This is a genomic window from Synechocystis sp. FACHB-908 (assembly GCF_014698595.1).
Classification (GTDB): domain Bacteria; phylum Cyanobacteriota; class Cyanobacteriia; order Cyanobacteriales; family Microcystaceae; genus Synechocystis.
Genome location: NZ_JACJTH010000034.1, coordinates 58,815 through 81,665 on the forward strand (window position 1 = coordinate 58,815; position 22,851 = coordinate 81,665).

The window sequence follows — 22,851 nt, forward strand, 5'->3', positions numbered from 1 at the left end:
TCAAACTTAATGAGCCAATCCCTTTCCGCCGAAAAACTTCACTTCACCACTAAATTGGCCTATGGAGCAGGGGACTTTGGCCCGGCTATAACTGCCAACATTTTGGTGTTTTACCTGCTGTTTTTCCTCACCGATGTGGCGGGAATACCGGCGGCCCTGGCGGGTAGTGTGTTGATGATTGGCAAAATTTTTGATGCCATCAATGACCCGATCATTGGCTTGTTAAGTGATCGCACCCGCAGTCGATGGGGCCGGCGTTTGCCTTGGATGTTGGGAGGAATGATTCCCTTCGCTCTTTTTTACACTGCCCAGTGGTTAATTCCCCATTTCAGCGACGATCGCCTGACTAATCAATGGGGATTGTTTATTTACTATGTGGCGATCGCCATGGCATTTAATTTGTGTTACACCACGGTTAATTTGCCCTACACGGCCCTAACACCGGAGCTGACCCAGAACTACAATGAGCGCACTAGGCTAAATAGTTTTCGTTTTGCTTTTTCCATTGGCGGCAGTATTCTTTCCCTCATTCTCTACATCCTCATCGCCGCCGGTTTGCCCGATCGCCCCCAGCAGCAGTTTGGTGAATTGGGAGTAATGATTTCCGTGCTCTCCATCTCGGCTCTACTGTGGAGTGCGTTAAGGCTACAAGAAAAGGGTAAAGAACCAATCCTTTCGCCCAGTCTACGCCGACGTTTAGCGCCTCTGTTAATGGCCGCCGGCATTACCCTAATCTTATTGGCGATCGCCAAAAGTTTTAACTTGTTGGGGGGCAGCGGTTTTGATTACATCAGCTTTTTCCTCATTCTACTGGGGTTAATTTGGGGTGGATTTGGTTTTACACTGCGGGACAGCGCTGTAGAAGAACATCTACAAAAGCTTGAAAATTCCCCCAGTCCCGGAGTTACAGAAAATTTGCCTCTGCTGAAACAACTCAAAATTGCCTTCAGTAACCGGGCTTTTCTATTTGTCATTGGTATTTACCTCTGTTCCTGGTTGGCCGTCCAATTGACCGCATCAATTCTGGTTTATTTCGTGGTTAGTTGGATGGGCTTAAATGAGCAACAATCCGGCACCATTGCCCTAGCTGTCCAGGGCACCGCCCTCGTGATGCTATTTGTTTGGCAAGCTTTGGCTCAGTTTTTAGATAAAAAAGTGATCTATTTTCTCGGCTCCATGGTGTGGATGGGGGCAGAAGCTGGGCTTTGGTTAGTGCAACCAGGACAGGTTGCTTTACTGTACACCCTAGCTATTTTTGCTGGAGTGGGAGTGTCCGTAGCCTATTTAATTCCCTGGTCTATGATTCCCGATGTGGTGGATCTAGACGAATTAAACACCGGCAAACGCAGAGAAGGATTTTTCTACGCCTTTATGGTGCTATTGCAAAAAGTAGGTTTAGCCCTTGGCTTATTTTTGGTGGGGCTAACTCTGGAAGCGTCCGGCTTTATTGCCCGCATTCCTGGGGAACCAATTCCCATTCAACCGGACAGTGCTCTCTGGGCCATTCGTTTTGCCGTTGCTCCCCTGCCAGCTTTCTTTTTACTGGGCGGATTGATACTAGCTATTTTCTATCCCATAACCAGGGCAGTTCATACCGACATTCGTCAACAATTACAAGCTCGGCAGCAAAATAACCATATTTGATCTTTCCGCCATTGAGCATTGAGTAGTATAGGTCAGGATCAGCGCTGCGGATAAAGCGTATCAAGTAAAAATTGAAGGCCCCGTTGCATAAATCACCTGGGCTGAAGAAATGATTTGGTGACGGCGTAACTAGTTAAGACTAGTGTGGATGCTCTCACGGGTAATCAGGTCAATGTCTCGATCAAAAGTGTTTTTAAGCTCTGTCTTCATTTGGTCTAAAGTTCGGAAGTGCTATTTCGCCCCGACTTTGGTCTTTTTTGGGCATTCACTACATAGATGACACTACCAAATCATGCAAGGATTAAAAATTAATATCCAAACTACTGACAATCTTCTCAAGAAAGCACAGTCAGGAAAATTGGCTACCGTAGAAATAGACGAAAGTAGCGGAATTTTAAAGTATAGGTTTCACATATAAAATAGATGTAGTTCATGTCAAACCCAACAAAAGTACTGCACATGTTGTTTTTTTTGAAAAATATCTGAGCAAATGGATCTGCCCGGACCGTAAACCGTTACCATCGATAGAACAAAACTTAACATACCAGTAAAAATTTTTAACGTATGGCAATGGCTTGGTTAATGGGGTTGGGTTTGGCCCTGGCTTCGGTGCTGTGGGTGGAACTGGTGCGGGACTGCTACCATGCCCTGGCCCATGTGTGGTCGCCCCTTTATCGTCTCCATGGTTGGCACCATCGGGTGTTTCGGTCGGATTTGTCGGTGGTGAGTACGGAAATTTATCAAAAGGCCCACTGGTACAATGATGTACCGGAAGCATTGGTAATGTTAGCTTTTGGTATTTGGCCCCCGCTGTTGACTTGGATGTGGCAGGGTTTCAGTCAGTGGCCTCTAATCCTGGCCGCTAGCGCTGGAATGGTCTACACCCTAGGTTTTTTACTATCGGCGATCGCCAGGGGAGTGGGGTTGCCCAATGCAGACGAAATTACGGATTTAACCCATCGCCCCGGGCCATTTTTAACACCACCGGCCCCGTGGATGGTGAACCGGACTTATCATTGGCGGCATCATTTTGACGATCCTAATGCTTACTTCTGTGGAACTTTAACTTTGGTGGATAAAATGTTGGGCACCGCTTTGTCCCTAAAAGGTAAAAAAATTGCAGTGACCGGAGCTTCCGGTGGTTTTGGCCAAGCCCTGTTGCAGGAACTCCATCAACAAGGAGCTAAGGCGATCGCCATTACGTCCTGTGGTCAGGAAGTAACTGTTATCGGAGCAGAGAAAACTATTCCCATCAGAACCGAACAATGGTGCATTGGCCAGGAAGATCAACTGAAGGATTTACTGGCGGAAATTGATGTTTTAGTTATCAACCATGGGGTAAACGTCCACCAAAGGCGCGATGGCCAGGCAATTCAGGAAGCCTATGAAGTCAACACTTTTTCTGCCCTACGGCTGATGGAATTATTCCTAGCCACGGTGAAAACTAACCGCCACATCGCCACCAAGGAAATTTGGGTCAATACCTCTGAAGCGGAGGTGAACCCGGCCTTTAGTCCTTTGTATGAACTGAGCAAGCGGGCGTTGGGAGATGTAGTTACCTTGAAGCGCTTGGATTCCCCCTGTGTGATCCGTAAGCTGATTTTAGGACCGTTCAAAAGCAAACTTAATCCGGTGGGGATTATGAGTGCAGCCTGGGTGGCTCGGCAAGTGGTGAAGGGGGTAAAACGGGATAGCCGCAATATCATCGTCACCATCAACCCGATCACATTTATTGCTTTTCCTGTCAAGGAATTTTTTGTCTCCCTTTACTTCCGTTGCTTCACCAAAAAGTCCTAGTTGGTGTTACGGCCTTTGCCGGGATGCATAGCTGAGTAAAAGCAAAAAGAATGCCGTTCCCAAAAGATATTTCAAACCATCGGGAATCCAAGGGGCCGGGGAAATAAACCCTTCAATAATGCCCGCAACGATCAGCAGGGGCACAATGCCAAATACCAATTGAGCGGCGGCGATCGCCTGTTGTTTGATGGCGTAACTTCGACGGTAGGGCCCTGGCCAAACAATGCCCTTAGCAATGAGTAATCCCGCTGCCCCTGCCAGAAAAATTGCCGGTAATTCCAGGGAACCGTGGGGAAAAACAAAGCCCCAAAAGGGAATGGCTAAATTATGTTGGGCTACCAATGTTCCCACCGCCCCCAGCAGTAAACCGTTGTAAAACAGAGCGTAAATAGTCCATAGTCCCACCACCACTCCTCCGGCCACCATGCCAAAGGCCACAGAGAGATTGTTGATCATAATGCCACTGGCCGCCACCGGCTTCATCGTTAAAATTGACCCCATCCAGAGCTGGCCTTCGTCCCGAACAGTGCTGATTAAATCCCCTGGCACCACCAATTCTAGAAAAGCGGGATCCCGCCAGCTATACCACCAGGCAATGGCACTGGCGAAGCAAAAAATACCAAAGGCCGCCATGGTGTAAATCCCCGTTTGTCGCAACACTAACGGCAACTGCCACAGGTAAAATTCTTTTACTTTGCCCCATTCCTGTCGGCGATCGCCTTGGTAAATCTGGCTGTAGGCCCTAGTGATTAAAGCTTGTAAGTTTTGCCTCAGGCGGGGATTGAGATTATGGGTTTGGGCTCGGGCCAGGTCGGCGGAAGTAGCCCGGTATAAACTAGCCAACTGTTGAATGTCCTCCGTGGCCAGGAACTTGATCCCCTTGGTTTCCATACGGGTCAAAATTTGGTCCAGAGTCTGCCAATCTTGGTCACGGCGGGCAATCCAGCGACGAAAATCCATGGGAGAAAACCTAACAAATAAACTATTTTGGCACCTAAGTTCCAGCCCTCGACCCCTAAGTGAACGGCAAGGATTTTCCCTGGATAGATGCCACTCCCCGAAAATATCGCAAGCAATCGCTAGAATGGAGGGCAATGTCTAGTTTTCCTGACCACATCCTAGGTACCTATGCCCCAATTTCCGTGGAAAGATAACGATGCCGAGCTGTCCCCCTTAGAAGCCTTCCTAGCCGAATGGGATGATCCCGAAGCGGAGGAGGAGGATTTTCGCAACGATTTCTTCCGGGGATCGGAGGGGCGGCGCAAAAAAGCAGCGGTAATGCTTATGGCCATTTGGACAGTCGTCATCACTCTCCATTACTGGGTTTGGGGCAGTTGGCTGGTGTGGGCCCTCACCGGTGCCCTCTCTTTGCAGGCTCTCAGGTTAATGAAAGCAACCCCAGAAGAAGCCCCCCCCCTGCTTACTGGAGATGCATCCACGGTGCCCTATCCCCAGGTTTGTTTAATGGTGGCCGCCAAAAATGAAGAGGCGGTAATTGGCAAAATTGTGCAGCAGTTATGCTCTTTGGACTATCCCGGCGATCGCCATGAAGTTTGGATTGTGGACGATAACAGCACTGACCGGACTCCGGCCATCTTGGACCAACTACGTCAGCAGTATCCCCAGTTAAAAGTAGTAAGGAGAGGCGCGGGGGCCAGTGGCGGTAAATCAGGGGCTTTAAATGAAGTGTTAGCCCAAACCCAAGGGGACATCGTTGGCGTATTTGATGCCGATGCCAATGTGCCCAAAGATTTACTGCGGCGGGTGGTGCCCTATTTTGCTTCACCGACTTTTGGGGCTCTACAAGTACGCAAAGCGATCGCCAACGAAGCTGTCAATTTTTGGACCAGGGGCCAGGGGGCGGAAATGGCCCTAGATGCCTATTTTCAACAGCAGAGAATCGTTACCGGCGGCATTGGAGAACTGCGGGGTAATGGTCAATTTGTGGCCCGCCAAGCCCTAGATGCGGTGGGCGGCTGGAATGAGCAGACCATCACCGATGATTTAGACTTAACCATTCGCTTACATCTCCACCAGTGGAAAGTGGGTATTTTAGTCAATCCCCCGGTGGAAGAAGAGGGAGTCACCACGGCGATCGCCCTTTGGCACCAACGTAATCGCTGGGCGGAAGGCGGCTACCAACGATACCTCGACTATTGGCGCTGGATTTGCACCCAACCCATGGGCTGGAAGAAAAAGTTGGATTTGTTTTCCTTTCTATTAATGCAATATCTTTTACCCACCGCCGCTGTACCGGATTTACTCATGGCCCTGTGGCAAAGACGTTTTCCCCTGCTCACTCCCCTCAGTTATCTGGCGATCGGTTTTTCCTGTTGGGGCATGTACTACGGACTAAAGCGCTTAACTCCCAGCGAAGGCGAATCTCCTTGGCAACAAATGCCGGCCCTACTAGCTCGCACCATCGGTGGCACCATTTATATGTTCCACTGGCTGATCATTATGCCCGCCGTCACCGCCCGCATGGCTTTTCGCCCCAAACGACTCAAGTGGGTGAAAACGGTCCACGGTGCTGCTACGGAGGATGCCCTTGAGCTGAAACAAAGTTAAGAACCAAGCGTTAATTATTAATTGTTATTGAGGCACAAACTATGGCATTAACCATGCCACGATTTTTTTCTGCTTTCCTTTCCCCCTTATCCGTAGTGCTTCTGGTGGCTGGTATGGGATTCCCTGCTGTCCAAGCTTTGGAACTGGGTGAACCAGAAGGTCAACTGCAAGCCCTCCGGAAGGTTTTCTGCTCGACGGAAGATGGTCAACCGATAATCTACTGGTGGGAAGGTAAAACCTATAGTCGGATTCCAGGAGAGCCAGACCGTTTGCTTTTTCTGGTGGAGGGCATGAATATCCGCCAATGTGGCCCCCTGGCAGATGGCCATGATGACGAAGATTTTCGCATGGTGAGCCGGGAGATTTTACTCTACAAAGATCCCGTTACCGGAGAAGTGTTACGTCAGTGGGAAAATCCCTGGACTGGCAAAACAGTCGAAGTCTTTCATGTGGCCAACGATCCGGTGAATTTTAGCTATCGCTTAAAGGACAATGACGGCAGTCCGATCGCCAGGGAACTTACGGTGTTAGGAAACCAATGGTGGATGAACGTAACCGTGCCCCTGTTTTACCCCAATCCCTTGGGAGGGAAATTTCAGCGCTATGTGGGGGGAACCTATCACGCCACGGAGATGTTCAACTTCTTTGGTGATGTCGACGCTTTGACGGATCCCCAGGGGACCTCAGCCCCGGCCTCCGTTGGTTGGGCTAGGCTTTCCAACTGGTTACCTTGGATGGAAATGGGCGATCGAGTTGGGTTGTTATACTTCAACACCGCTGGGCGTAAATTAGCCAGCTTCGATGATTTGTCGGCAGTAATGCAGAAGGAAATTACCACTAACTTTCCCGAGTACGTTGAACCGCCACCCTTATCTGACCAGCGTCCCAACGAAACCAGTTGGAGTTCATTCCGGCAACTCTTAGAAAGTGGTAAAAATCAGTAACTGGGAACTACTTTGGTATTCAACGTTGGATTTTTTAACACCAACGTCAAGTCTCCGAATTATCCTCCGCATCAAAGGGAGTAGAAATTGCCGGTTGAAAAAGGCGGAAGACGTCATTGTTTGCTATGATATGGAACTGTCAGTCTGGAGAGATGGCTGAGCGGTTGAAAGCGGCTCCCTGCTAAGGAGTTATGGGGTTTATAGCTCCATCGAGGGTTCGAATCCCTCTCTCTCCGTTTACTCCTATTCCTGAACAGTGCCTAGCAAATAAAGTAGAGCCATGCGGATGGCTACTCCACTGGTTACTTGGTCTTGGATCAAGCTAATGTCCGGGTCATCCATCAGTTCGGAGCTAATTTCTACCCCCCGATTCACCGGCCCCGGATGCAGCACTTTTACCCCTGGTTGACACACCTTTAGGCGATCGTGGGTAATGCCGAAATAATGGTGGTATTCCCGCAAACTGGGTAAAAGATGGGCTGTCATCCGTTCTTTTTGCAACCGCAAAGTCATAACTATATCCGCCCCTTCCAAGGCTGGCTGCAACTGCCAATGACAATGGAGTTTACCCGATCCCGGCGCTAGGGTTAATTGTTGAAATTCCTTTGGTAACAGGGTGGGAGGCCCCGCTAAATGCACGTCAGCCCCGGCGGTAGTTAGACTCCACAGATTAGAACGCGCCACCCGGGAATGTAAAATGTCTCCTACCACCGCGATCTTCTTTCCCTGGAGGCATTGAATGGCAGGATTGTCCGGCGCAAATTGGGAGCAGATAGTAAATAAATCCAGTAATCCTTGGGAAGGATGCTCATGTTGCCCATCCCCCGCATTGAGTACCTTGACTCCGGTTTGGAGCCGGTCCATTTGGGAAGCAATGAAATGGGGCACCCCGGCCTGTTGGTGGCGGATAACAAAAATGTCAGACCCCATGGCAAGGTAAGTTTTGGCGGTGTCCAAAATAGTCTCTCCCTTGGTAAGGGAAGAAGTACCAGGGGAAAAATTCATCACATCAGCGGAAAGGCGCTTGGCCGCTAACTCAAAGCTGCTGCGGGTGCGGGTAGATGGCTCAAAAAAAAGATTGGTGACTACTTGTCCCTGGAGGGCAGGTACTTTTTTTGTTTGTCCACTCAGTACTTGCTGGAATGTGGTGGCGGTCTGTAGCACAATGTCTAATTCTTCGCCCCGCCAATCGGTTAGGTCTAAAATGTGGTTTCGAGTCCAACTGGCCACCATGGTCATTGCCTTAGATTGCCTTAGATTGCCTTAGATAGATATGGGGCAGGCGGTAGTCCCCAGGGATCCATATTGGGGGCGATCGCCAGTTAATGCAAGTCTTTTCCTCGCTACACTAGGGAGGAACGTTCCCATGTATTTAGCTAAAAGTCCGTGGTATTCTGAAATGCGCCAACGGTGTTTAGCTTTTGCCCTAATTTGACTGCCTTTGACTATGACCACCGCAACCCATTTGCTGAAACTTGCCGCGACAGTTCTATTAGGAAGCTTGGTGACAACGGCCCCATTAGTTAGGGCCCAGTTCACAGCCCCGGCTCCCCAGAATAATACTTCCACCCCGATCCCCAAGGTGGAACTAAATTTCCAGCCCTTGGAAACGGCCTTAGCATCCCAGCAGTTTAGTCAGGCCAATGAAATTACCCGCCGCCTGCTGTTGGCCGCTACCAATCGGACACTCCAGGGTTGGTTGACCACCGACACTATTGAGCAAATTCCCTGCCAGGATCTGAAAACCATTGATCAGTTATGGTTACAACATTCCAACAATCGTTTTGGCTTCACTCCCCAATTGGAAGCGTTTTTGGCCACGGGGAATCGCCCCGGTAGATTAATGTCACCGGAGTCCTACGACCAATTTGGTGATCGCATTGGCTGGCGTAAAGAGAACCAGTGGGTCATTTTCAAGAAAAATTTGGACTTCACCCTTAACGCCCCGGCGGGCCATCTACCTAGCCCCAGGGATGAGTACCAAATTAATGGTGGGCGCTTAGAATACACTGCCCTCATGGGTCGTTTCCAAGTCTGTCAATCGGGACAAGTACCCACTGCTCCAGTGCGCTTTACCCCCTTTGGCTCCTAGAAAAAAAGCCTCTGCCGAAGAGTCTTGAGCAATTAATTAAAAAGGTAACAGTAACAGGTAAGCCCATGGCCAATTTAGAAACCTATGTGCGGATGGCGGAGGATGAACTGACGGAATACAGCAGTGAGGCCCGCAAAATAGAAAAAATTCGTCGCAAGATGGCTTTATCTCTCAACTACAAACAACAGCAGGAGTTAAAAGCTGAGGTGCTAGAAATTATGCCCCAGGGATTTTTGCCTCGGTTAGTGGAAGATAATCGTCAAACGGCTGCCCTACCTTTTTGGGGTATTGCAGGCTTGGGCTTATTATTTGGTATTTCCCTGCAACAACCGTTGGACTTTCTGGCTCCGGCGATCGCCTTACCCATAGCGGTCAAAATTCAACAGTGGGGCTGGAAATTACAGGCTAAAAGGTTACTTCTGAAAACCATTGATGAATTGGAACAGAGAATCAAAAATCCAGAACAGTCTGCCGGATGAATTATTTTATTTAAGCAAGCTGGCATCAACGGCAATGCTCGTGCTAGCGAGCTCATCTTCAACCGGATTAAAACTTTTTATAACCCGGCCACAGAACCACCATTTTTGAAAATATTTATGGCTAATGGGATCCGTTAAATCGGTGAGGGAATCGATGCCAATACCGTTGCGGCCATGGGTTTTGCCAGAACTGTGGATATATTTTCCTTCCCCCAGATACATTCCCACATGATCCACCCGTTGATTGCCAAAAAAAATTAAATCCCCCGGTAAAAATTCCTTGGCGATCGCCTCCACCATTACTTGGTTTAATTCTCCCGATCGCCGTTGGGGCCTCACATCAACTACTTGCTGACAAAAGGCGGCCTGTTGATAGGAATCCCTGGGTAGCCAAATACCTTGACTAGCAAAAGCGGCTTGCATTAAACCGGAACAGTCGTAGTTGGGGCCGATATTACCTCCCCAAAGATAGTAATTTTCCCTTTGCTTCGCTTCCAGCAAATAGTCAATTACCTGGGAAATTCGCTGTTCAATTTCGGCTCTGGTTACTGTCACTGGTTGATAAGCATGAACGGCCGGGGTCAAATTTTGTAAATCGTCCTCCGCTAGCCAACCTTGGTAACGGTCTTCCGCCTGTTCCACCAACACTGCTGACCGTTCAATCTTCTCTGTTAGGCGCAAATATCGTCCCTGTTTTGCTTGGGTAGCTAATTCCTGGTGATCGCTACTGTCGTAAAAATTTAAATCCTGTTGGCAAATGAATTGGCCTGTGGGAGATACCGGCAACATCGACTGAAACTTATTTCCACTCGCCATAAACTCCTCTATTTTCCTCCAGAAAAGCCGGAAGCCCGGAGTTCACGCCTACCACAAGCATCCCTTATTGCTGCTACCTTCCGGTCCTGACAAGATTTGGGCGTTGTAATCGCATGAGTCCGAGCCATTTCTAACCTATCACACTTTCCGTCGCCTTGCTCTCATATTCCGACCTACCCACTGCCCAAGCCCTGGAACGATAAAACCAGACAAGGTAGCGGCATTTCAACTGCATTTCCCTATCTGGTCTTAGTTGTCACTATTGTTCTCAACGGAGAGGGAGGGATTCGAACCCTCGTTGAAGTTACCCCCAAACAGCATTTCCAGTGCTGCGCCTTCAACCGCTCGGCCACCTCTCCAATTTGGTCACAAGAAATGATTATACAATAGTGGAAGACACAAACCTAATTTGGATTCAAACCAGCCCATAATGTCCCGTTCCCACCGAGTTCTGATCCACGATCGCCAAAACGAAAAAGACTACAGCGTGATTGTCTCCGACGACCGTTACATTCTCCACCAGGCGGAAGACCAAGGTTTTGAGTTACCGTTTTCCTGTCGTAATGGGGCCTGTACGGCCTGTGCGGTGCGGGTTATTTCTGGGCAAATCCATCAACCGGAGGCCATGGGACTATCCCCGGACCTACAACGGCAAGGTTATGCTCTTCTCTGTGTTAGTTATGCCCAATCGGATTTGGAAGTGGAAACCCAAGATGAGGACGAGGTTTATGAGTTACAGTTTGGCCGCTACTTTGGGGCTGGTCGGGTGCGATTAGGTTTGCCTTTAGATGAGGACTAGGTAGGCTACAACTACAACCTGATTTTCCTAGTTGCAACCTTTCGTTTGGCCAAATTGAGAATTTTTGTAATGACTTCTGCCCAAAAACCCGTTTTTTCCCCATCTGATCTACAAACTTGGTTAGAAATTGCAACGGAGGCGGTGCTGGCGGCGGGGGCGGAAATTTTTTCCCTCTGGGGTAAGGTGCAACAGATACAGGAAAAAGGCCGGGCCGGAGATTTGGTTACGGAAGCCGATCGCCAAGCGGAAGCGATTATTTTGGAAATCATTAAACGCCGTTGCCCAGACCATGCCATTTTGGCCGAAGAATCAGGGCAGTTAGGACAGGTTGACAATCCTTTTTGTTGGGCCATTGATCCCCTCGATGGCACCACCAACTTTGCCCATAGCTATCCTGTGTCCTGTGTTTCCATTGGATTACTGATCCAAGACATTCCCACAGTGGGCGTAGTTTACAATCCCTTTCGCCAGGAATTATTTCGGGCTGCCACCAGTTTAGGAGCCACATTAAATCGCCGGCCCATCCAAGTATCCACCACCGCCAGCTTGGATAAAAGTTTACTGGTGACGGGTTTTGCCTACGACCGAGTGAAAACTTTAGATAACAACTATCCAGAATTTTGCTATCTCACCCATCTCACCCAAGGGGTACGGCGCAGTGGCTCAGCGGCGATCGATCTCATCGATGTGGCCTGCGGTCGTTTGGACGGCTATTGGGAAAGGGGGATTAATCCCTGGGATATGGCCGCTGGCATTGTCATTGTGCGGGAAGCAGGGGGAATAGTTTCCGCCTATGATTGTTCTCCTCTGGATCTAAGCACTGGGCGCATTCTGGCCACCAATGGGAAAATTCACCAGGAACTGAGCCAAGCCCTGGCGGCAACTCCCCAATGGTTCCAGCAGTACGCCGCCGCTAGAGCACAAAAAATTTGATTGCTTTGGTGCTCAAGAGAAATTAGGGGTCAAGCTTTGGTGAACGTTTCTAACAATTTGAGAGTATTTTTCTCTTTCTGAGGAATAATGGAGTAGAAAGGGATAGAAATGCCCCCCTCCCGTAATTTTTATGAGCTCGTTTCCCATCAAGCAAGGACTGTTTAATTATGACGTAGTTGACCACCACGCCATTCTTGGCTGTCCTCTGGATGCGACTCCCGAAGAAATTCGTAAAAGTTATCTCAAGATTGCTTTCCAACTACACCCCGACACATCAAAAGCTACCAACGAAGAAGAGCAAGCCTTAGCAGCAAAACTTTTCTCCAAGTTTGTTAACCCGGCCTATGAAGTTTTAAGCCGAGAGAACGACCGTAAAGAACACTTGCTTATCATCCAGCAGACAGTGAGCAACTTAGCTAGCATAGGGCAACCGAGCTTTAGCAGTGCAGAGTCCCAGAAACTCCAGGGAGCAAAGCAAAATTTGGAATTGGTTTACCGCAAGGTGGTCACCCCCCTGAGCAAAGGGCTTTACGAAGACTTTAAAACGGTTTTTCGCAAGATTGCCCAAGTGAGCGAATACAATCTGATTTTTTTGATGGTGAAAGGGGAAAATGCTTCTGCCCGCCCTGTGTTCCAAACTATTGCGTCTTCAAAAGAAACGGTTCCTCCCGTGGTTTCAGGACGATCGCCCCAGGGCCCAACCCCAACCCCTCCCATCAATAATCCCCCGGCGGAAGAACTTTCTCCCTTTGAAAAGAGTTTACGGCGAGCCCAGGAAAACTTTGATCGTCGGCAATATGAGAAGGCCATTGCCGAATTGAAATCTGCCCTGAAAACCGACCCCAAAAATGCCCAGGCTCATTGTTTATTGGGCATGGCCTATCTAAAGAACAACATGATGACCATGGCCAAGGTTCACATTGGCTCAGCAGTGAAGTTAGACCCCAATGACCCTAAAGTGATGGCGGCGAAAAAAGAATTGGCCAAGCACACTAGTTCCGGCAGTAGTCAGGAGGGAGCCAAGTCCAGCCAAGGGGGATTTTTGGGCGGGTTATTCGGGGGCAAAAAGAAATAACCCAACCAATTAACATCAGGTAAGTAGTGGGAAGTTCAGAATGTTTTAAGGTTCCTCAGCCCTAACGTCGAGGGCGAATCACTAAGCGGCGGTGGGGCTCATAGCCCTGGCTTTCTGTTTCCAAATCCTGGGAATCTTCAAAAAAGCTATGGACCTGACGGCGATCGGCCGCAGTCATATCCTCCATCTCCACTGGCTCAAGGGTTTCCCGTACCCGTTGGGCTGCCATTTCCGATAAAGAAATCAACTCCGACTGGCGACGAGACCTAAATTCTGCCAACTCCACCGTGATGGGCGTAAAGTTTATGCCACCGTCGGCCACGGCAGGACGTAGAGAAGCATTGAGTAAATACTGAATGGCATCTAAAGCCAAACCGTTCTCCGCTAGCAACCGCTCAATCTGGCTTGAGGATAGATTTTTTTCCTCAATGACTAACCAAGGGCCCATCACCAAAGTATTTTCTTTATCCTCTGCTACGGTGACAGTACTGGGAAAACCCATTAGAGTGAGAAGTTCTTCGAGCCAATTCTGGGCTTGGGTAACTATTTTTTCCATCGTCAATATTCAGGTCTCAATTTAACTTCCGCAATCACAATAAAGCCTCCATCTCTACTGAGAAAGGTGAAGACTTATGGTTTAAAAATTTACGAGGTTTTTTCCTTCTTTTTACTGCTTTTCTTTTCAAAGGGTAGGGACTCCCGGCCTTGGGTGGCTTTTTGTTGTTCATCTAACAACTTTTGCAGGTTTTCCGGTAACGGCTCTCGCATCAGAATGAGGGTCTGTATTGTCTGGAAGACGTTGGCCATGACAATGTACATCAAAACCCCGGCCGGCAAAGGGAAGAACAGGAACATGCCGCTAAACAAAATAGGGGTAATTTTGTTGATGGTCTGTTGCTGTTGGGCTTGAGCGTTGGGTGCACCTCCCCCGGAGGCACCGGACAATTCTTGGTTGAGATAAATGCTGAAGCCAAAGAAGACAATCATGCCAAGGATGTCCCAGTTGATCTCACCGTTTTCGCCAGTTACTCCCACTTGCCCCAGGGCCTTGATGAAGAGAAAGCCGGTGCGGGCCGCAATGCCGGGGATAGTTACTTGGACGGTAGCATCCCCCGGTACTAGGGCTTCAATGGTGCCGTCGGGATTAACGCTAATGCGGTCTTCACCTTTGGTGACACTATAGGTAGGGGTTAAAATTTGGCTATTTTTTTCGGGGATTACTTGGTTAAAAGCTTTGCCTTCGGTGCTCTGAATTTCCAACTGGGTTTTCTCCCCGACTCCAAGCATTTTGCCACCGGGCAGGAAAACAGCAATGGGATAATGGAGGGCTTCGTCTACGTAGATATTTTGGGGTTTCGTGGAGAAAGTTTGGGGAACAATGCGCTCTACCTGTTCCTGGGGTAATATTTGCAGGTCAACGGTGTAATTAATATCGGAAAAGGGAGATCCCCGCAGGGTGGCAAATAGGGCAAACAGGATGGGCATTTGCAGCAACAGGGGTAGGCATCCGGCCAGGGGATTACCAAATTCCTTCATGACCTTGGCCATTTCTTCTTGCTGTTTGGCTGGGTCGTCCTTGTAGCGTTTTTGGATTTCTTCTTGGCGCTCTTTCATCAGGGGCTGGGTGATTCGCATTTTTCTCATGTTGCGAATCTGGCCGGCACTGAGGGGATAAAGCCCTAAACGAATTACTAGTGTGAGGGCAATAATAGCAAAACCATAACTGTGTACAATCCCGAAGAAAAAATCCAGGATTGGCAGCATGATATTTGTCGAAATAAAACCGATACCAAAATCCATTGCTAACAAGCTCTCTAGATAAATATTGCCAAGGTTGCCGGGAAGACTGGGGGGCTCAATGGCTCCAGTGCTTGATTAATATCATTAATTACTGTTGTTTCTACTGCTGGGTGATAGCTTCTAAGGGGCGACCGGTTTTGTCGGCGACCCGTTCGGCCATATAGTCATAGACTTCCCGAAAGTTAGGCATGGCCCGCAGCTCTAGCCGAGAACGGTCATTGAGGGTGACAACTATATCCCCCCAGAGGCCTATCCCCCTAGGCATTTTAATCATTTTCGCCACTTCGCCATAGACGATGTCGGTGCGGTCTTTACCCATCCAACCGCCGGTGACAGAAATACGGCGATCAGTAATTTTGTAACGAAGCCAGATGGCCCGGACGATCGCCCCAACGGTCAAAGGGAGAAAGATGACGGTGAACCCCAATAAAATATTGACGATCAAGTCCCCGATGTGGGGGCCGCCCTCATAATAAGTGGTTTCTCGAATGCCCATGGTCAATAATCCCAGCTTGGCTAAATAACTGCTCTAATTCTCGCAAAAAACGTTCATAATTGCACCCAATGCCCTGGGGCAAGACAATAATCACCACATCAAAACCCGGCTTGATTTGGGGCTGAAAATGGTTAATGACGGCGCGAATTTGACGTTTTAGACGATTTCTAACCGTGGCTTTTTTACTAACTTTTTGGCTGACGGTGATGCCAAAACGGCTATGGTCGGCCTGGCGATCGCCTAGAACCCGCATTAGTAAATTGCTGTGACGATGTCGCTTTCCTTGCTGATAAACGGTCTGGAAATCTTGCCAGTGTTTTAAGCGCAGTGTTTTGGGTAGTCCCACGGAAGGAAACTATACAGCCAAGCGATGACGACCTTTGCTCCGGCGGGCCTGGATAACTTTCCGGCCGTTATGGGTACGCATTCTGGCCCGGAAACCGGAAGTACGTTTTTGTTTGCGGTTGGTTCCGCCGAGGGTTCGTTGAGTCATGACCCGTTACTCCACAAAAAAAGACACAGTCTCCAATTGTATCATTGCTCATGGATTAAGCTAACTCTAAAATTCGATTGGCGATCGCCGGGGAGACGGGTAACACCGACAGGCGGTTCCCTTTTTTAAGGACTCCTAATTCCTCCGGACTAAACTGGGCTTTGAGGGTGGACAAAGTAATCATCTGGGCAAATTCCCTGGTAAAACTGGCTTTAACGGTGAACCAACGGGGCTTCTCCAGAGTAGCCTTGGGGTCAAAGTATGGGCTAGCAGGGTCAAACTGCGTGGGGTCCACCACTTGCTCGGCAGTAATGGTCATTAGCCCGACAATGCCCGGTGGCTTGCAGTTGGAATGGTAAAAAAAAGCTTGATCTCCCACAGCCATGGTTTGTAAAAAGTTGCGGGCTTGATAATTTCTCACCCCATCCCAGAGGGTCTCTCCTTCCGCTTTGAGATGGTGAATGCCATAGGTGACGGGTTCGGACTTCATCAGCCAAAAAGCCATAATTAAATCTGGTTTGAAAAGGTTGGAAGTGACTAATTTAGGTGGGCCCTTTGTTCATAGGCTTGCCAAGCTAAATCCACTAGGGCAGTAATGATGGCCACGGCCACCTCTGTCCCCCCTTTTCTTCCCTGGACTATGATGTGGGGTATGTTAGCTTTTTGCAAATTTAATTCCACGTCTTGGCGATCGCCAAAATTAGTGGCGGTGGCAATGACCAGGGCCGGCTGGATGCGTTGGGCTTCTACTAACTCCATCAGGGCATCTAAGGCGGTTTGGGCGTGACCAATTACGAAAATCCCATCTGGGTAACGGTGGGCCAAGTTCAATATGCCCCAGGCTTCCTCTGTTCTTTCCTTTTGGGGCCTGGTAATGCTTTGGGTAGCACAATAAACAGGGTTGGCAAAGGTCTTTTGCAAAGTGGGGACAATGCCTACCTGTACCATGGGCACGTCCACAAGAATGGTGGTGCGGGATGCTAAAGCGGCGGCCCCCACCGTCAGTACCCGGGCGGAAAAATGCAGTAGGTTGAGGTACTCAAAATCCCCCGTGGCGTAGATAACTCGCCGCAGAATCTCATACTGAGCAGGGCTATGGCCATGGTCCCCGATTTCATAGTCGATGGTGGCTAGGTTTTGGGCGTCGCTAATATGCCAATTCATTATGCTTGTGCCATTGCAGGGGGTGAAATGCCTCCATACCATCTTCCCCTATTTCTACAATCCCAGATGGTTGGGGGGCGGGGATTTTTCCCCACTAAAATTGTATTTGTTCCCTTTCCTTCCCCTTGGCCATGGTCAATTTTCGTCGCCGGGCTCTCCAACGTCGTCTGCAAAATGATCCCTACTACCGTTTTCAATCTTGGCAAGAATTGGCGATCGCCGGGGAATTGGGCCTCAGGATTGAAGTTAACCAAGCCACAGTGGATGAATGGCTGCGTTTGCCTGGGTTATCTATTCACCAGGCCCGACAACTAAAAGAATTGAGCACCATGGGGGTGCAATTTCTAGCCCTGGAAGATTTGGCCGCTGCCCTCAATGTCCCAGTGCAACAAATTAAGCCTTGGGAACCCATACTTTCCTTTACCTATGCCGATCCGGATAGCCTACTGGCACCACCAAAAATTCCGGTTAACCAAGCCGACCTTAACCAATTACTTACCGTGCCCCATCTATCTCCGGCGATCGCCACTGCGTTGTTGCAAGAAAGGGAGATTGGGGGAGACTACCGCAACCTAGGGGATTTACAAAAGCGTTTAGGATTGCCAGTGGCATTGATTACCCAACTGATCCACTATCTACAATTCTAAAAAGTGCTAAAACCACTCTCAAGCCGGCCGAGAGTTCGGGCTGACCAACCCCACTAAAGCTAGGAAAAAATCCATTACCTAGCCCTTGGACTATATTGGACTAGGGAATCGATCCAAGTTAGTTAATCCATCCATCCTTTTCCCAACTGTTGGCGGTTTTATGTCTGCCATTGTTATAGACTGTCCTGCAAATTTCCCCCTGCCCCGGCTCGCTTGATCCATGCCCAATCCTCGACGCATTGTCTTTGGTGATGTCCACGGCCATTTCGACGCCCTTACTGCTTTGTTCGAGGCGATCGCCCCCAATGAAAGAGATGGGGTTTACTTCGTCGGTGACCTGATCGACCGAGGTCCAGAAAGCGCCAAAGTGGTGGATTTTGTCATGGAGAACAAGTACCATTGCCTGTTGGGTAACCATGAACAAATGATGTTGGATGCGGTGGGGGGCTTTAACTTTTCTCCCCAACTACTACATGCTTGGATTTATAGCGGCGGCAAATCAACCCTAGAAAGTTATGAGCACCAGATTCCCCAAAGCCATGTGGACTGGATGCGCAACTTACCCCTCTATCTTGACCTGGGGGATGTTTGGTTAGTCCACGCTGGGGTAGATCCCCGCCTCCCTATCGAAGAGCAGGGAGAAGCCCAATTCTGTTGGATCCGGGATGAGTTCCATCGCTACCCCTATCCCTACTTTGCCAACAAGTTAATTATCACCGGCCACACCATAACGTTCACCTTTGCCAACGTGGAGCCGGGTAAGTTAGTGTCGGGCCCCGGTTGGTTGGATATTGACACTGGGGCCTATCATCCCAAAAGTGGCTGGCTCACTGCCCTAGAACTAAATAACCAAGAAGTGTATCAAGCCCATATCTTCACCAATGAAGTCCGCCGTTTGCCCCTGGAAGACGCAGTGGTTCCCCTGCCGCCCCAGAACTTGCATCGTTCCCGGCAGAAAGGGAAAAAAAGAGGTCTGCTGGGGTAGCCTGAGAGCCTGTTTTAAAAGCCCCCTGGCCCCCAATTTTTTTGGGAAACTGAGTGAAAGTCCCCCGTTATTGGCGGATATTGTCCATGAAGCACTCAGCCGCAGCCAGCTAGAAACGACCTATGGTGGAGACCCAAAAAATTAGCCGATTCTTTTTTGACCAAGGCCAATCAAAATTGAGCCCCAACTCGCTACTGCTGAAATTGGGGTTTTCCTGCACCAAATCTTGGTCAAAGTGAGAAAGTATTTATTTTAGGAAAATGACCGATGACGGAGGTTCCCTAATCCAAGTTGAACTGGTTGCCCCGCTTATACTGCAGGTAGGCCGCCACAAACAGCCCTGCTAGGGTTACAGGAATTAGTCCAAGTACAATGCCGAGCAATAGGGGTTCGATCACGGGTTTTCTCCAAAGGGTTATTTATTATCTTTGCTATCCTACCAAAAATTCCCCCAGTGCTTCCCATGCAAAAAGCTTGCGGAAGTTTCGACCACTGTGATAGTGTTATAAATCGTCAGGTAAACGACTGGGGCTTGTAGCTTAGTGGATTAGAGCGCGTGGCTACGGACCACGAGGTCGGGGGTTCGAGTCCCTCCAAGCCCGTTTTTTGCATCACGCCGATTATTATCATCGGGCTGGGCTCCCTAGCTGGGCCCAGTTTTTTTATAGCTATGGAGTTGTAGACTTTAGCTTTCCGGCCTGAGCACAGGGGACTATGAATTTCCCAGGACCAAACCAAAGATTCGGCTATCTACAGAGGCTAGAATTAGAAGCATCAAGGTGAGTTTGACGCACTCGTGTTTTGCTAGGCCACAGATATGGGGCAGGAGTTTCCACCATGGGCTACGGAAAGATTTTAGTTGCCTTAGACCGTTCTGAATTGGCCAAGGAAGTTCTACAGCAGGCGATCGCCCTAGGCCAGAAAGAATCCTCCCAGTTGATGGTGTTCTACTGTATTCCAGTGGACAGTCAGGATTTGAGTATTTACCCCAGCTTTTATGGGGAGGCGGCCATTGGCTTTTCCCAGATAATTAAAGAACATTTGGAAGAACAACAAACGGAAGCCCGGGAGTGGCTGCAATCCATTGTCCAACAGGTGCAGGAGGATGGGGTGGCATGTGAGTGGGATGTAAAAGTCGGGGAACCAGGGCGCTGGATCCGTGACATGGCCAAAAATTGGGATGCTGATTTGGTAGTGCTTGGTCGCCGGGGGCTCAAGGGTTTGGCAGAGGTATTTTTGGGCAGTGTTAGCAGTTATGTCATTCACCACGTGCAATGCTCGGTTTTGATTGTCCAACATTAGCTAGCCGGATTATCCTCGCCCCCGCTTAAATTTCCCTATTTTTTGATGACGGATTTACCCCATTCCCCGGAGTCGGCATCGACATCAGACCGGGACCGACAGATTTTTCTAGAGGCGATCGCCGGTCGGGAAAGAACCTTGGTAGATGTGATTGGCCAGGCGGGGGGAGATTTTCTCAAAGGAGAGTCCCCCGTACCTAAGTTAATACAGCGAAAGACAGAGCTGAAATTGTTTGTCAACGATCATTTGCAGGACTCTGAAGGGGCATTATTGTTGGTGTTACAAACCCGCATTGACGAAGCAGACGCCTTAATTAGCAAACATTTGGAGCTTCCCCTAATAGCCTTGACCACCATGGTGGAGCAGGTGCTAGATAATTCTGCCCTGTTGACAGAAATTGTGCGTCAAGCGGATTTTCGCTGGGGACAAATCTATGGTGAACGCCCCCATTTTGAAATTCCCGGCAACCCCCCCCATCCCGATGACCCCTACACCATGACGTCGGTCACAGCCCAGCTTGAAACTTTACTTCGGGTATTGCCGCCGAAAAGTCCAGAAGTCAAGACTTTTGATAGTCTTAGATTGAGGGCCATCGTCGATGGTCTTTGTTAGTCAAGGAAAAACACTTCATGGAAAAAATTTGGGTCAATGAACAACTAGATCCCGCAGGCATTGTCTATGCTTGCATTGCTTGTCTGGACGAAGACGCCGCCCAGGATTGCCATCGTTCTTGGCAAGACAATCTGACTCCTGCCCAAAAAGCAGAGGGATGGACAGCGCAACTCCGCATGGTTAATTCCTGGGATGATGTCCCCGTTAATGCCCTTAAGTTAAGTTTTTAGCCAAAATCACTCAGTTATTCCCACTATCATTTTGGTATTAGAAAGGGTTTATTTTGCTTCTTTCCACTGGATACTGGATAGTAGATATATGCCATGGTCCCCAAACCTGAGTCAGAGCCAATCTTAAGAAATAGCCGTTGTTCCGCTCAACATTTGTCTTTGACCTGTTTTTGGTAAGCTGAAGGGTGGAGTTTCACCGGCAATTGCCCATGACTGTCGCCCCTCACCATCCCTTCAATCTGAGTATTTTTTGTAAACGTTTGCTCAGTTTTTTGTTTTTAACCCTAGTACTTTTGGGGCTAAGCCCCGCCCCTTCCCTGGCCACTGGGGTTTATGACCTGCCAATTTTGTCCCCTGGCTCTAAGACCTTCCTGGTGGATCAAGCAGAGGCCATCAGCCTGGCCAATGAAAACAGACTCAATAGCGATCTAAAAAAATTAGCCCAGTCCAGTGGGCAAGAAGCCCGGTTTGTAGTTATCCGCCGCTTAGATTTTGATGCCACCATTGACGGCTTTGTTAATGATCTGTTCGAGCGTTGGTATCCCGATGAAGCCAGCCAGAGCAATCAAACCCTATTGGTGCTAGATACCCTCACCAACAGCACTGCTTTGCGTCGGGGAGAAACGGCAGAGTCCCTATTGACCGATGAGATGGTGGATAGTTTACTGCGGGAAACCCTAGCTGTTCCCCTCAAGGATGGGGCAAAGTATAACCAAGCGTTGATTGAAGCTGACAAACGTTTGGGCGCAATTTTAGCTGGACAACCGGACCCGGGTCCTCCAGCCCTGGAAGAAATTAGTTTGGAAGGAACTTTCACTACAGCGGAAGAAACCGACGATACCAGTGCCACCGTTTGGGTAGTGGTGCTGTTGGCGTTGGCAACCCTAATTCCCATGGTGACTTACTTCTGGTATGTGGGCTTACCGGGACGGTGAACATATTCCGCTGGTAATAATAATTTTGAATTTTATGAGTCGGACTTAACCGTGCCCCTAGTTAGTCAATCGGATTTAGTCTCAGCGGCGATCGCCCATCGGGTCGTCAGTTTTCCCACGGATACAGTGCCGGCTTTGGCGGTGCGTCCAGAAAACTCAGCTTTAATTTACGAGCTTAAACAACGGGAAGCTAGTAAACCATTAATTTTGATGGCGGCAACCGTAGAACAAATTCTCCCTTACCTGGCAGGTAGTCAGCGGGAAAAGCAACTGTGGCAGGCAGTAATGGCAGAATATTGGCCCGGTGCCCTAACTTTGGTACTGCCGTGCAGCGAAAAGTTGCCCCCGGAAATCAATCCCCGTCAAGACCAGACCATTGGGGTTCGCATTCCCCGCCAGGCGATCTCCCTAGAAATTTTGCTGCAAACGGGACCCCTGGCCACCACCAGTGCTAATTTGTCGGGACAGCCCCCCCTGGAAAAGTTGGCCGATATTGCCGAAACTTTCCCTGCCGTTCATTGTCTAGATTGCCTCAGCCTGGAGCAACAGGGGCCAATTGGCAAAGGTCTACCGTCCACCGTTGCCCAATGGGACGGAGCAAAGGAAATCTTCCAAATTCTGCGCCAAGGGGAAGTTGTGTTGCAGGATTAGTGGCTTTCCATCTCCCCACCACCACAGACTGAAGCCCCAACGGAATCAATCACCCCTCTAATGGCGATCGGCAACCCCTAGCAACCACCGGCTAGACAGATTTTTTTCAGCAAGCTATTTACAAATTGTTACAATCTTGTTATATTACTCATATACATAACCGGCTCCCAAGCAAAGAAATCTCTGAGCTTGAGGCCAAATCCTTTGAACATTGACAAATACATAAGGAATTATAACCAAATGACAACGACTCTCCAACAGCGCGAAAGCGCTTCATTGTGGGAACAGTTTTGTCAGTGGGTGACCTCTACCAACAACCGGATTTATGTCGGTTGGTTCGGTACCTTGATGATCCCCACCCTCTTAACTGCCACCACTTGCTTCATCAT

General features: G+C 49.1%; 27 protein-coding genes, 3 tRNA genes and 1 other RNA gene. 18 read left to right on the plus strand and 13 right to left on the minus strand.

The genetic code is table 11. The features are described from left to right. The first annotated feature begins 9 nt into the window (after positions 1-9). The gene (locus H6G46_RS11790; RefSeq protein WP_010872879.1) at positions 10-1,644 is read left to right on the plus strand and encodes an MFS transporter; all 1,635 of its coding nucleotides are present in this window, start codon (positions 10-12) and stop codon (positions 1,642-1,644) included. A gap of 564 nt (positions 1,645-2,208) precedes the next feature. Next, positions 2,209-3,441 carry a bifunctional sterol desaturase/short chain dehydrogenase gene (locus H6G46_RS11795; RefSeq protein WP_010872878.1) on the plus strand — a complete coding sequence of 411 codons (1,233 nt, stop codon included), beginning with the start codon at positions 2,209-2,211 and terminating at the stop codon, positions 3,439-3,441. A 6-nt stretch (positions 3,442-3,447) separates the two neighbouring features. Here the strand turns inward: H6G46_RS11795 and H6G46_RS11800 are convergent, their stop codons facing one another. Beyond that, positions 3,448-4,401 (minus strand): stage II sporulation protein M, encoded by a 954-nt coding sequence (locus H6G46_RS11800; RefSeq protein ID WP_010872877.1) that lies wholly within the window; start codon positions 4,399-4,401, stop codon positions 3,448-3,450. Between the two features lie 168 nt (positions 4,402-4,569). On the opposite strand from H6G46_RS11800, the gene H6G46_RS11805 reads away from it, so the two are divergent. The 3 genes from H6G46_RS11805 (at position 4,570) to H6G46_RS11815 (ending at position 7,189) form a co-directional block, all read left to right on the plus strand. After that, positions 4,570-6,009 (plus strand): glycosyltransferase family 2 protein, encoded by a 1,440-nt coding sequence (locus tag H6G46_RS11805; protein WP_010872876.1) that lies wholly within the window; start codon positions 4,570-4,572, stop codon positions 6,007-6,009. A gap of 41 nt (positions 6,010-6,050) precedes the next feature. Beyond that, entirely contained in the window at positions 6,051-6,953 is a 903-nt protein-coding gene (locus H6G46_RS11810) for a DUF1838 domain-containing protein (protein ID WP_010872875.1), read from the plus strand. 146 nt (positions 6,954-7,099) lie between these two features. Continuing rightward, positions 7,100-7,189: transfer RNA gene (locus tag H6G46_RS11815), tRNA-Ser, on the plus strand. A 7-nt stretch (positions 7,190-7,196) separates the two neighbouring features. Here H6G46_RS11815 and pyrB read toward each other — a convergent pair. Continuing rightward, positions 7,197-8,192 (minus strand): aspartate carbamoyltransferase, encoded by a 996-nt coding sequence (pyrB, locus tag H6G46_RS11820; protein ID WP_010872874.1) that lies wholly within the window; start codon positions 8,190-8,192, stop codon positions 7,197-7,199. 208 nt (positions 8,193-8,400) lie between these two features. Here pyrB and H6G46_RS11825 point away from each other — a divergent pair, with 208 nt between their 5' ends. Next, a complete protein-coding gene (locus tag H6G46_RS11825) occupies positions 8,401-9,045 on the plus strand; it encodes a GUN4 domain-containing protein (protein ID WP_010872873.1) in 645 nt (214 codons plus the stop codon). A gap of 65 nt (positions 9,046-9,110) precedes the next feature. Beyond that, positions 9,111-9,524, plus strand: coding sequence for a hypothetical protein (locus tag H6G46_RS11830; protein WP_010872872.1), 414 nt, complete (start codon positions 9,111-9,113; stop codon positions 9,522-9,524). 6 nt (positions 9,525-9,530) lie between these two features. On the opposite strand, the gene H6G46_RS11835 is transcribed toward H6G46_RS11830, so the two are convergent. The 3 genes from H6G46_RS11835 to H6G46_RS11845 all read right to left on the minus strand — a co-directional run bounded on the left by H6G46_RS11835 (position 9,531) and on the right by H6G46_RS11845 (position 10,699). After that, complete coding sequence (locus H6G46_RS11835) at positions 9,531-10,340, minus strand: C40 family peptidase (protein ID WP_010872871.1); 810 nt, start codon at positions 10,338-10,340, stop codon at positions 9,531-9,533. Positions 10,341-10,369: 29 nt separating this feature from the next. Next, an RNA gene (gene ffs, locus H6G46_RS11840) (signal recognition particle sRNA small type) lies at positions 10,370-10,466 on the minus strand. 146 nt (positions 10,467-10,612) lie between these two features. After that, positions 10,613-10,699: transfer RNA gene (locus tag H6G46_RS11845), tRNA-Ser, on the minus strand. A 71-nt stretch (positions 10,700-10,770) separates the two neighbouring features. Between H6G46_RS11845 and H6G46_RS11850 the strand changes: the two genes are divergently transcribed. The 3 genes from H6G46_RS11850 to H6G46_RS11860 all read left to right on the plus strand — a co-directional run bounded on the left by H6G46_RS11850 (position 10,771) and on the right by H6G46_RS11860 (position 13,147). Beyond that, positions 10,771-11,139 (plus strand): 2Fe-2S iron-sulfur cluster-binding protein, encoded by a 369-nt coding sequence (locus H6G46_RS11850; protein ID WP_010872870.1) that lies wholly within the window; start codon positions 10,771-10,773, stop codon positions 11,137-11,139. A gap of 69 nt (positions 11,140-11,208) precedes the next feature. Beyond that, a complete protein-coding gene (locus H6G46_RS11855) occupies positions 11,209-12,072 on the plus strand; it encodes an inositol monophosphatase family protein (protein WP_010872869.1) in 864 nt (287 codons plus the stop codon). A 130-nt stretch (positions 12,073-12,202) separates the two neighbouring features. After that, positions 12,203-13,147, plus strand: a complete 945-nt coding sequence (locus H6G46_RS11860) for a J domain-containing protein (protein WP_010872868.1) — start codon at positions 12,203-12,205, stop codon at positions 13,145-13,147. A gap of 61 nt (positions 13,148-13,208) precedes the next feature. Here the strand turns inward: H6G46_RS11860 and H6G46_RS11865 are convergent, their stop codons facing one another. The 7 genes from H6G46_RS11865 to H6G46_RS11895 form a co-directional block, all read right to left on the minus strand. Beyond that, on the minus strand, positions 13,209-13,703 hold the full coding sequence (locus H6G46_RS11865; protein WP_010872867.1) for a protein jag: 495 nt from the start codon (positions 13,701-13,703) through the stop codon (positions 13,209-13,211). A gap of 89 nt (positions 13,704-13,792) precedes the next feature. Next, entirely contained in the window at positions 13,793-14,947 is a 1,155-nt protein-coding gene (gene yidC, locus H6G46_RS11870) for a membrane protein insertase YidC (RefSeq protein WP_010872866.1), read from the minus strand. A 100-nt stretch (positions 14,948-15,047) separates the two neighbouring features. After that, positions 15,048-15,443 (minus strand): PH domain-containing protein, encoded by a 396-nt coding sequence (locus tag H6G46_RS11875; protein ID WP_010872865.1) that lies wholly within the window; start codon positions 15,441-15,443, stop codon positions 15,048-15,050. Further along, positions 15,415-15,789: a ribonuclease P protein component gene (gene rnpA, locus H6G46_RS11880; protein ID WP_010872864.1), complete on the minus strand. Its 375-nt coding sequence runs from the start codon at positions 15,787-15,789 to the stop codon at positions 15,415-15,417. The genes H6G46_RS11875 and rnpA overlap by 29 nt, the downstream gene beginning before the upstream one ends. Before the next feature lie 9 nt (positions 15,790-15,798). After that, positions 15,799-15,936, minus strand: a complete 138-nt coding sequence (gene rpmH / locus H6G46_RS11885) for a 50S ribosomal protein L34 (protein WP_010872863.1) — start codon at positions 15,934-15,936, stop codon at positions 15,799-15,801. Positions 15,937-15,991: 55 nt separating this feature from the next. Beyond that, the gene (locus H6G46_RS11890; RefSeq protein WP_010872862.1) at positions 15,992-16,441 is read right to left on the minus strand and encodes an EVE domain-containing protein; all 450 of its coding nucleotides are present in this window, start codon (positions 16,439-16,441) and stop codon (positions 15,992-15,994) included. 32 nt (positions 16,442-16,473) lie between these two features. Continuing rightward, a complete protein-coding gene (locus H6G46_RS11895; RefSeq protein WP_014407110.1) occupies positions 16,474-17,100 on the minus strand; it encodes a precorrin-8X methylmutase in 627 nt (208 codons plus the stop codon). A 131-nt stretch (positions 17,101-17,231) separates the two neighbouring features. Between H6G46_RS11895 and H6G46_RS11900 the strand changes: the two genes are divergently transcribed. Beyond that, positions 17,232-17,747 carry a ComEA family DNA-binding protein gene (locus H6G46_RS11900; protein WP_010872860.1) on the plus strand — a complete coding sequence of 172 codons (516 nt, stop codon included), beginning with the start codon at positions 17,232-17,234 and terminating at the stop codon, positions 17,745-17,747. Positions 17,748-17,967: 220 nt separating this feature from the next. Next, positions 17,968-18,732, plus strand: a complete 765-nt coding sequence (locus tag H6G46_RS11905) for a metallophosphoesterase family protein (RefSeq protein WP_010872859.1) — start codon at positions 17,968-17,970, stop codon at positions 18,730-18,732. A gap of 281 nt (positions 18,733-19,013) precedes the next feature. Here the strand turns inward: H6G46_RS11905 and petG are convergent, their stop codons facing one another. After that, positions 19,014-19,130 carry a cytochrome b6-f complex subunit V gene (gene petG / locus H6G46_RS11910; RefSeq protein ID WP_010872858.1) on the minus strand — a complete coding sequence of 39 codons (117 nt, stop codon included), beginning with the start codon at positions 19,128-19,130 and terminating at the stop codon, positions 19,014-19,016. 130 nt (positions 19,131-19,260) lie between these two features. On the opposite strand from petG, the gene H6G46_RS11915 reads away from it, so the two are divergent. The 6 genes from H6G46_RS11915 (at position 19,261) to H6G46_RS11940 (ending at position 22,462) form a co-directional block, all read left to right on the plus strand. Next, positions 19,261-19,334, plus strand: a tRNA-Arg gene (locus tag H6G46_RS11915). 235 nt (positions 19,335-19,569) lie between these two features. After that, positions 19,570-20,034, plus strand: coding sequence for a universal stress protein (locus H6G46_RS11920; RefSeq protein WP_010872857.1), 465 nt, complete (start codon positions 19,570-19,572; stop codon positions 20,032-20,034). 45 nt (positions 20,035-20,079) lie between these two features. After that, entirely contained in the window at positions 20,080-20,646 is a 567-nt protein-coding gene (locus H6G46_RS11925) for a hypothetical protein (protein ID WP_010872856.1), read from the plus strand. A gap of 17 nt (positions 20,647-20,663) precedes the next feature. Beyond that, on the plus strand, positions 20,664-20,876 hold the full coding sequence (locus tag H6G46_RS11930) for a hypothetical protein (protein WP_010872855.1): 213 nt from the start codon (positions 20,664-20,666) through the stop codon (positions 20,874-20,876). Between the two features lie 209 nt (positions 20,877-21,085). Next, positions 21,086-21,811, plus strand: a complete 726-nt coding sequence (locus H6G46_RS11935; RefSeq protein WP_199303606.1) for a TPM domain-containing protein — start codon at positions 21,086-21,088, stop codon at positions 21,809-21,811. Between the two features lie 51 nt (positions 21,812-21,862). Next, on the plus strand, positions 21,863-22,462 hold the full coding sequence (locus tag H6G46_RS11940) for an L-threonylcarbamoyladenylate synthase (protein ID WP_010872853.1): 600 nt from the start codon (positions 21,863-21,865) through the stop codon (positions 22,460-22,462). The last annotated feature ends 389 nt before the right edge of the window (positions 22,463-22,851 follow it).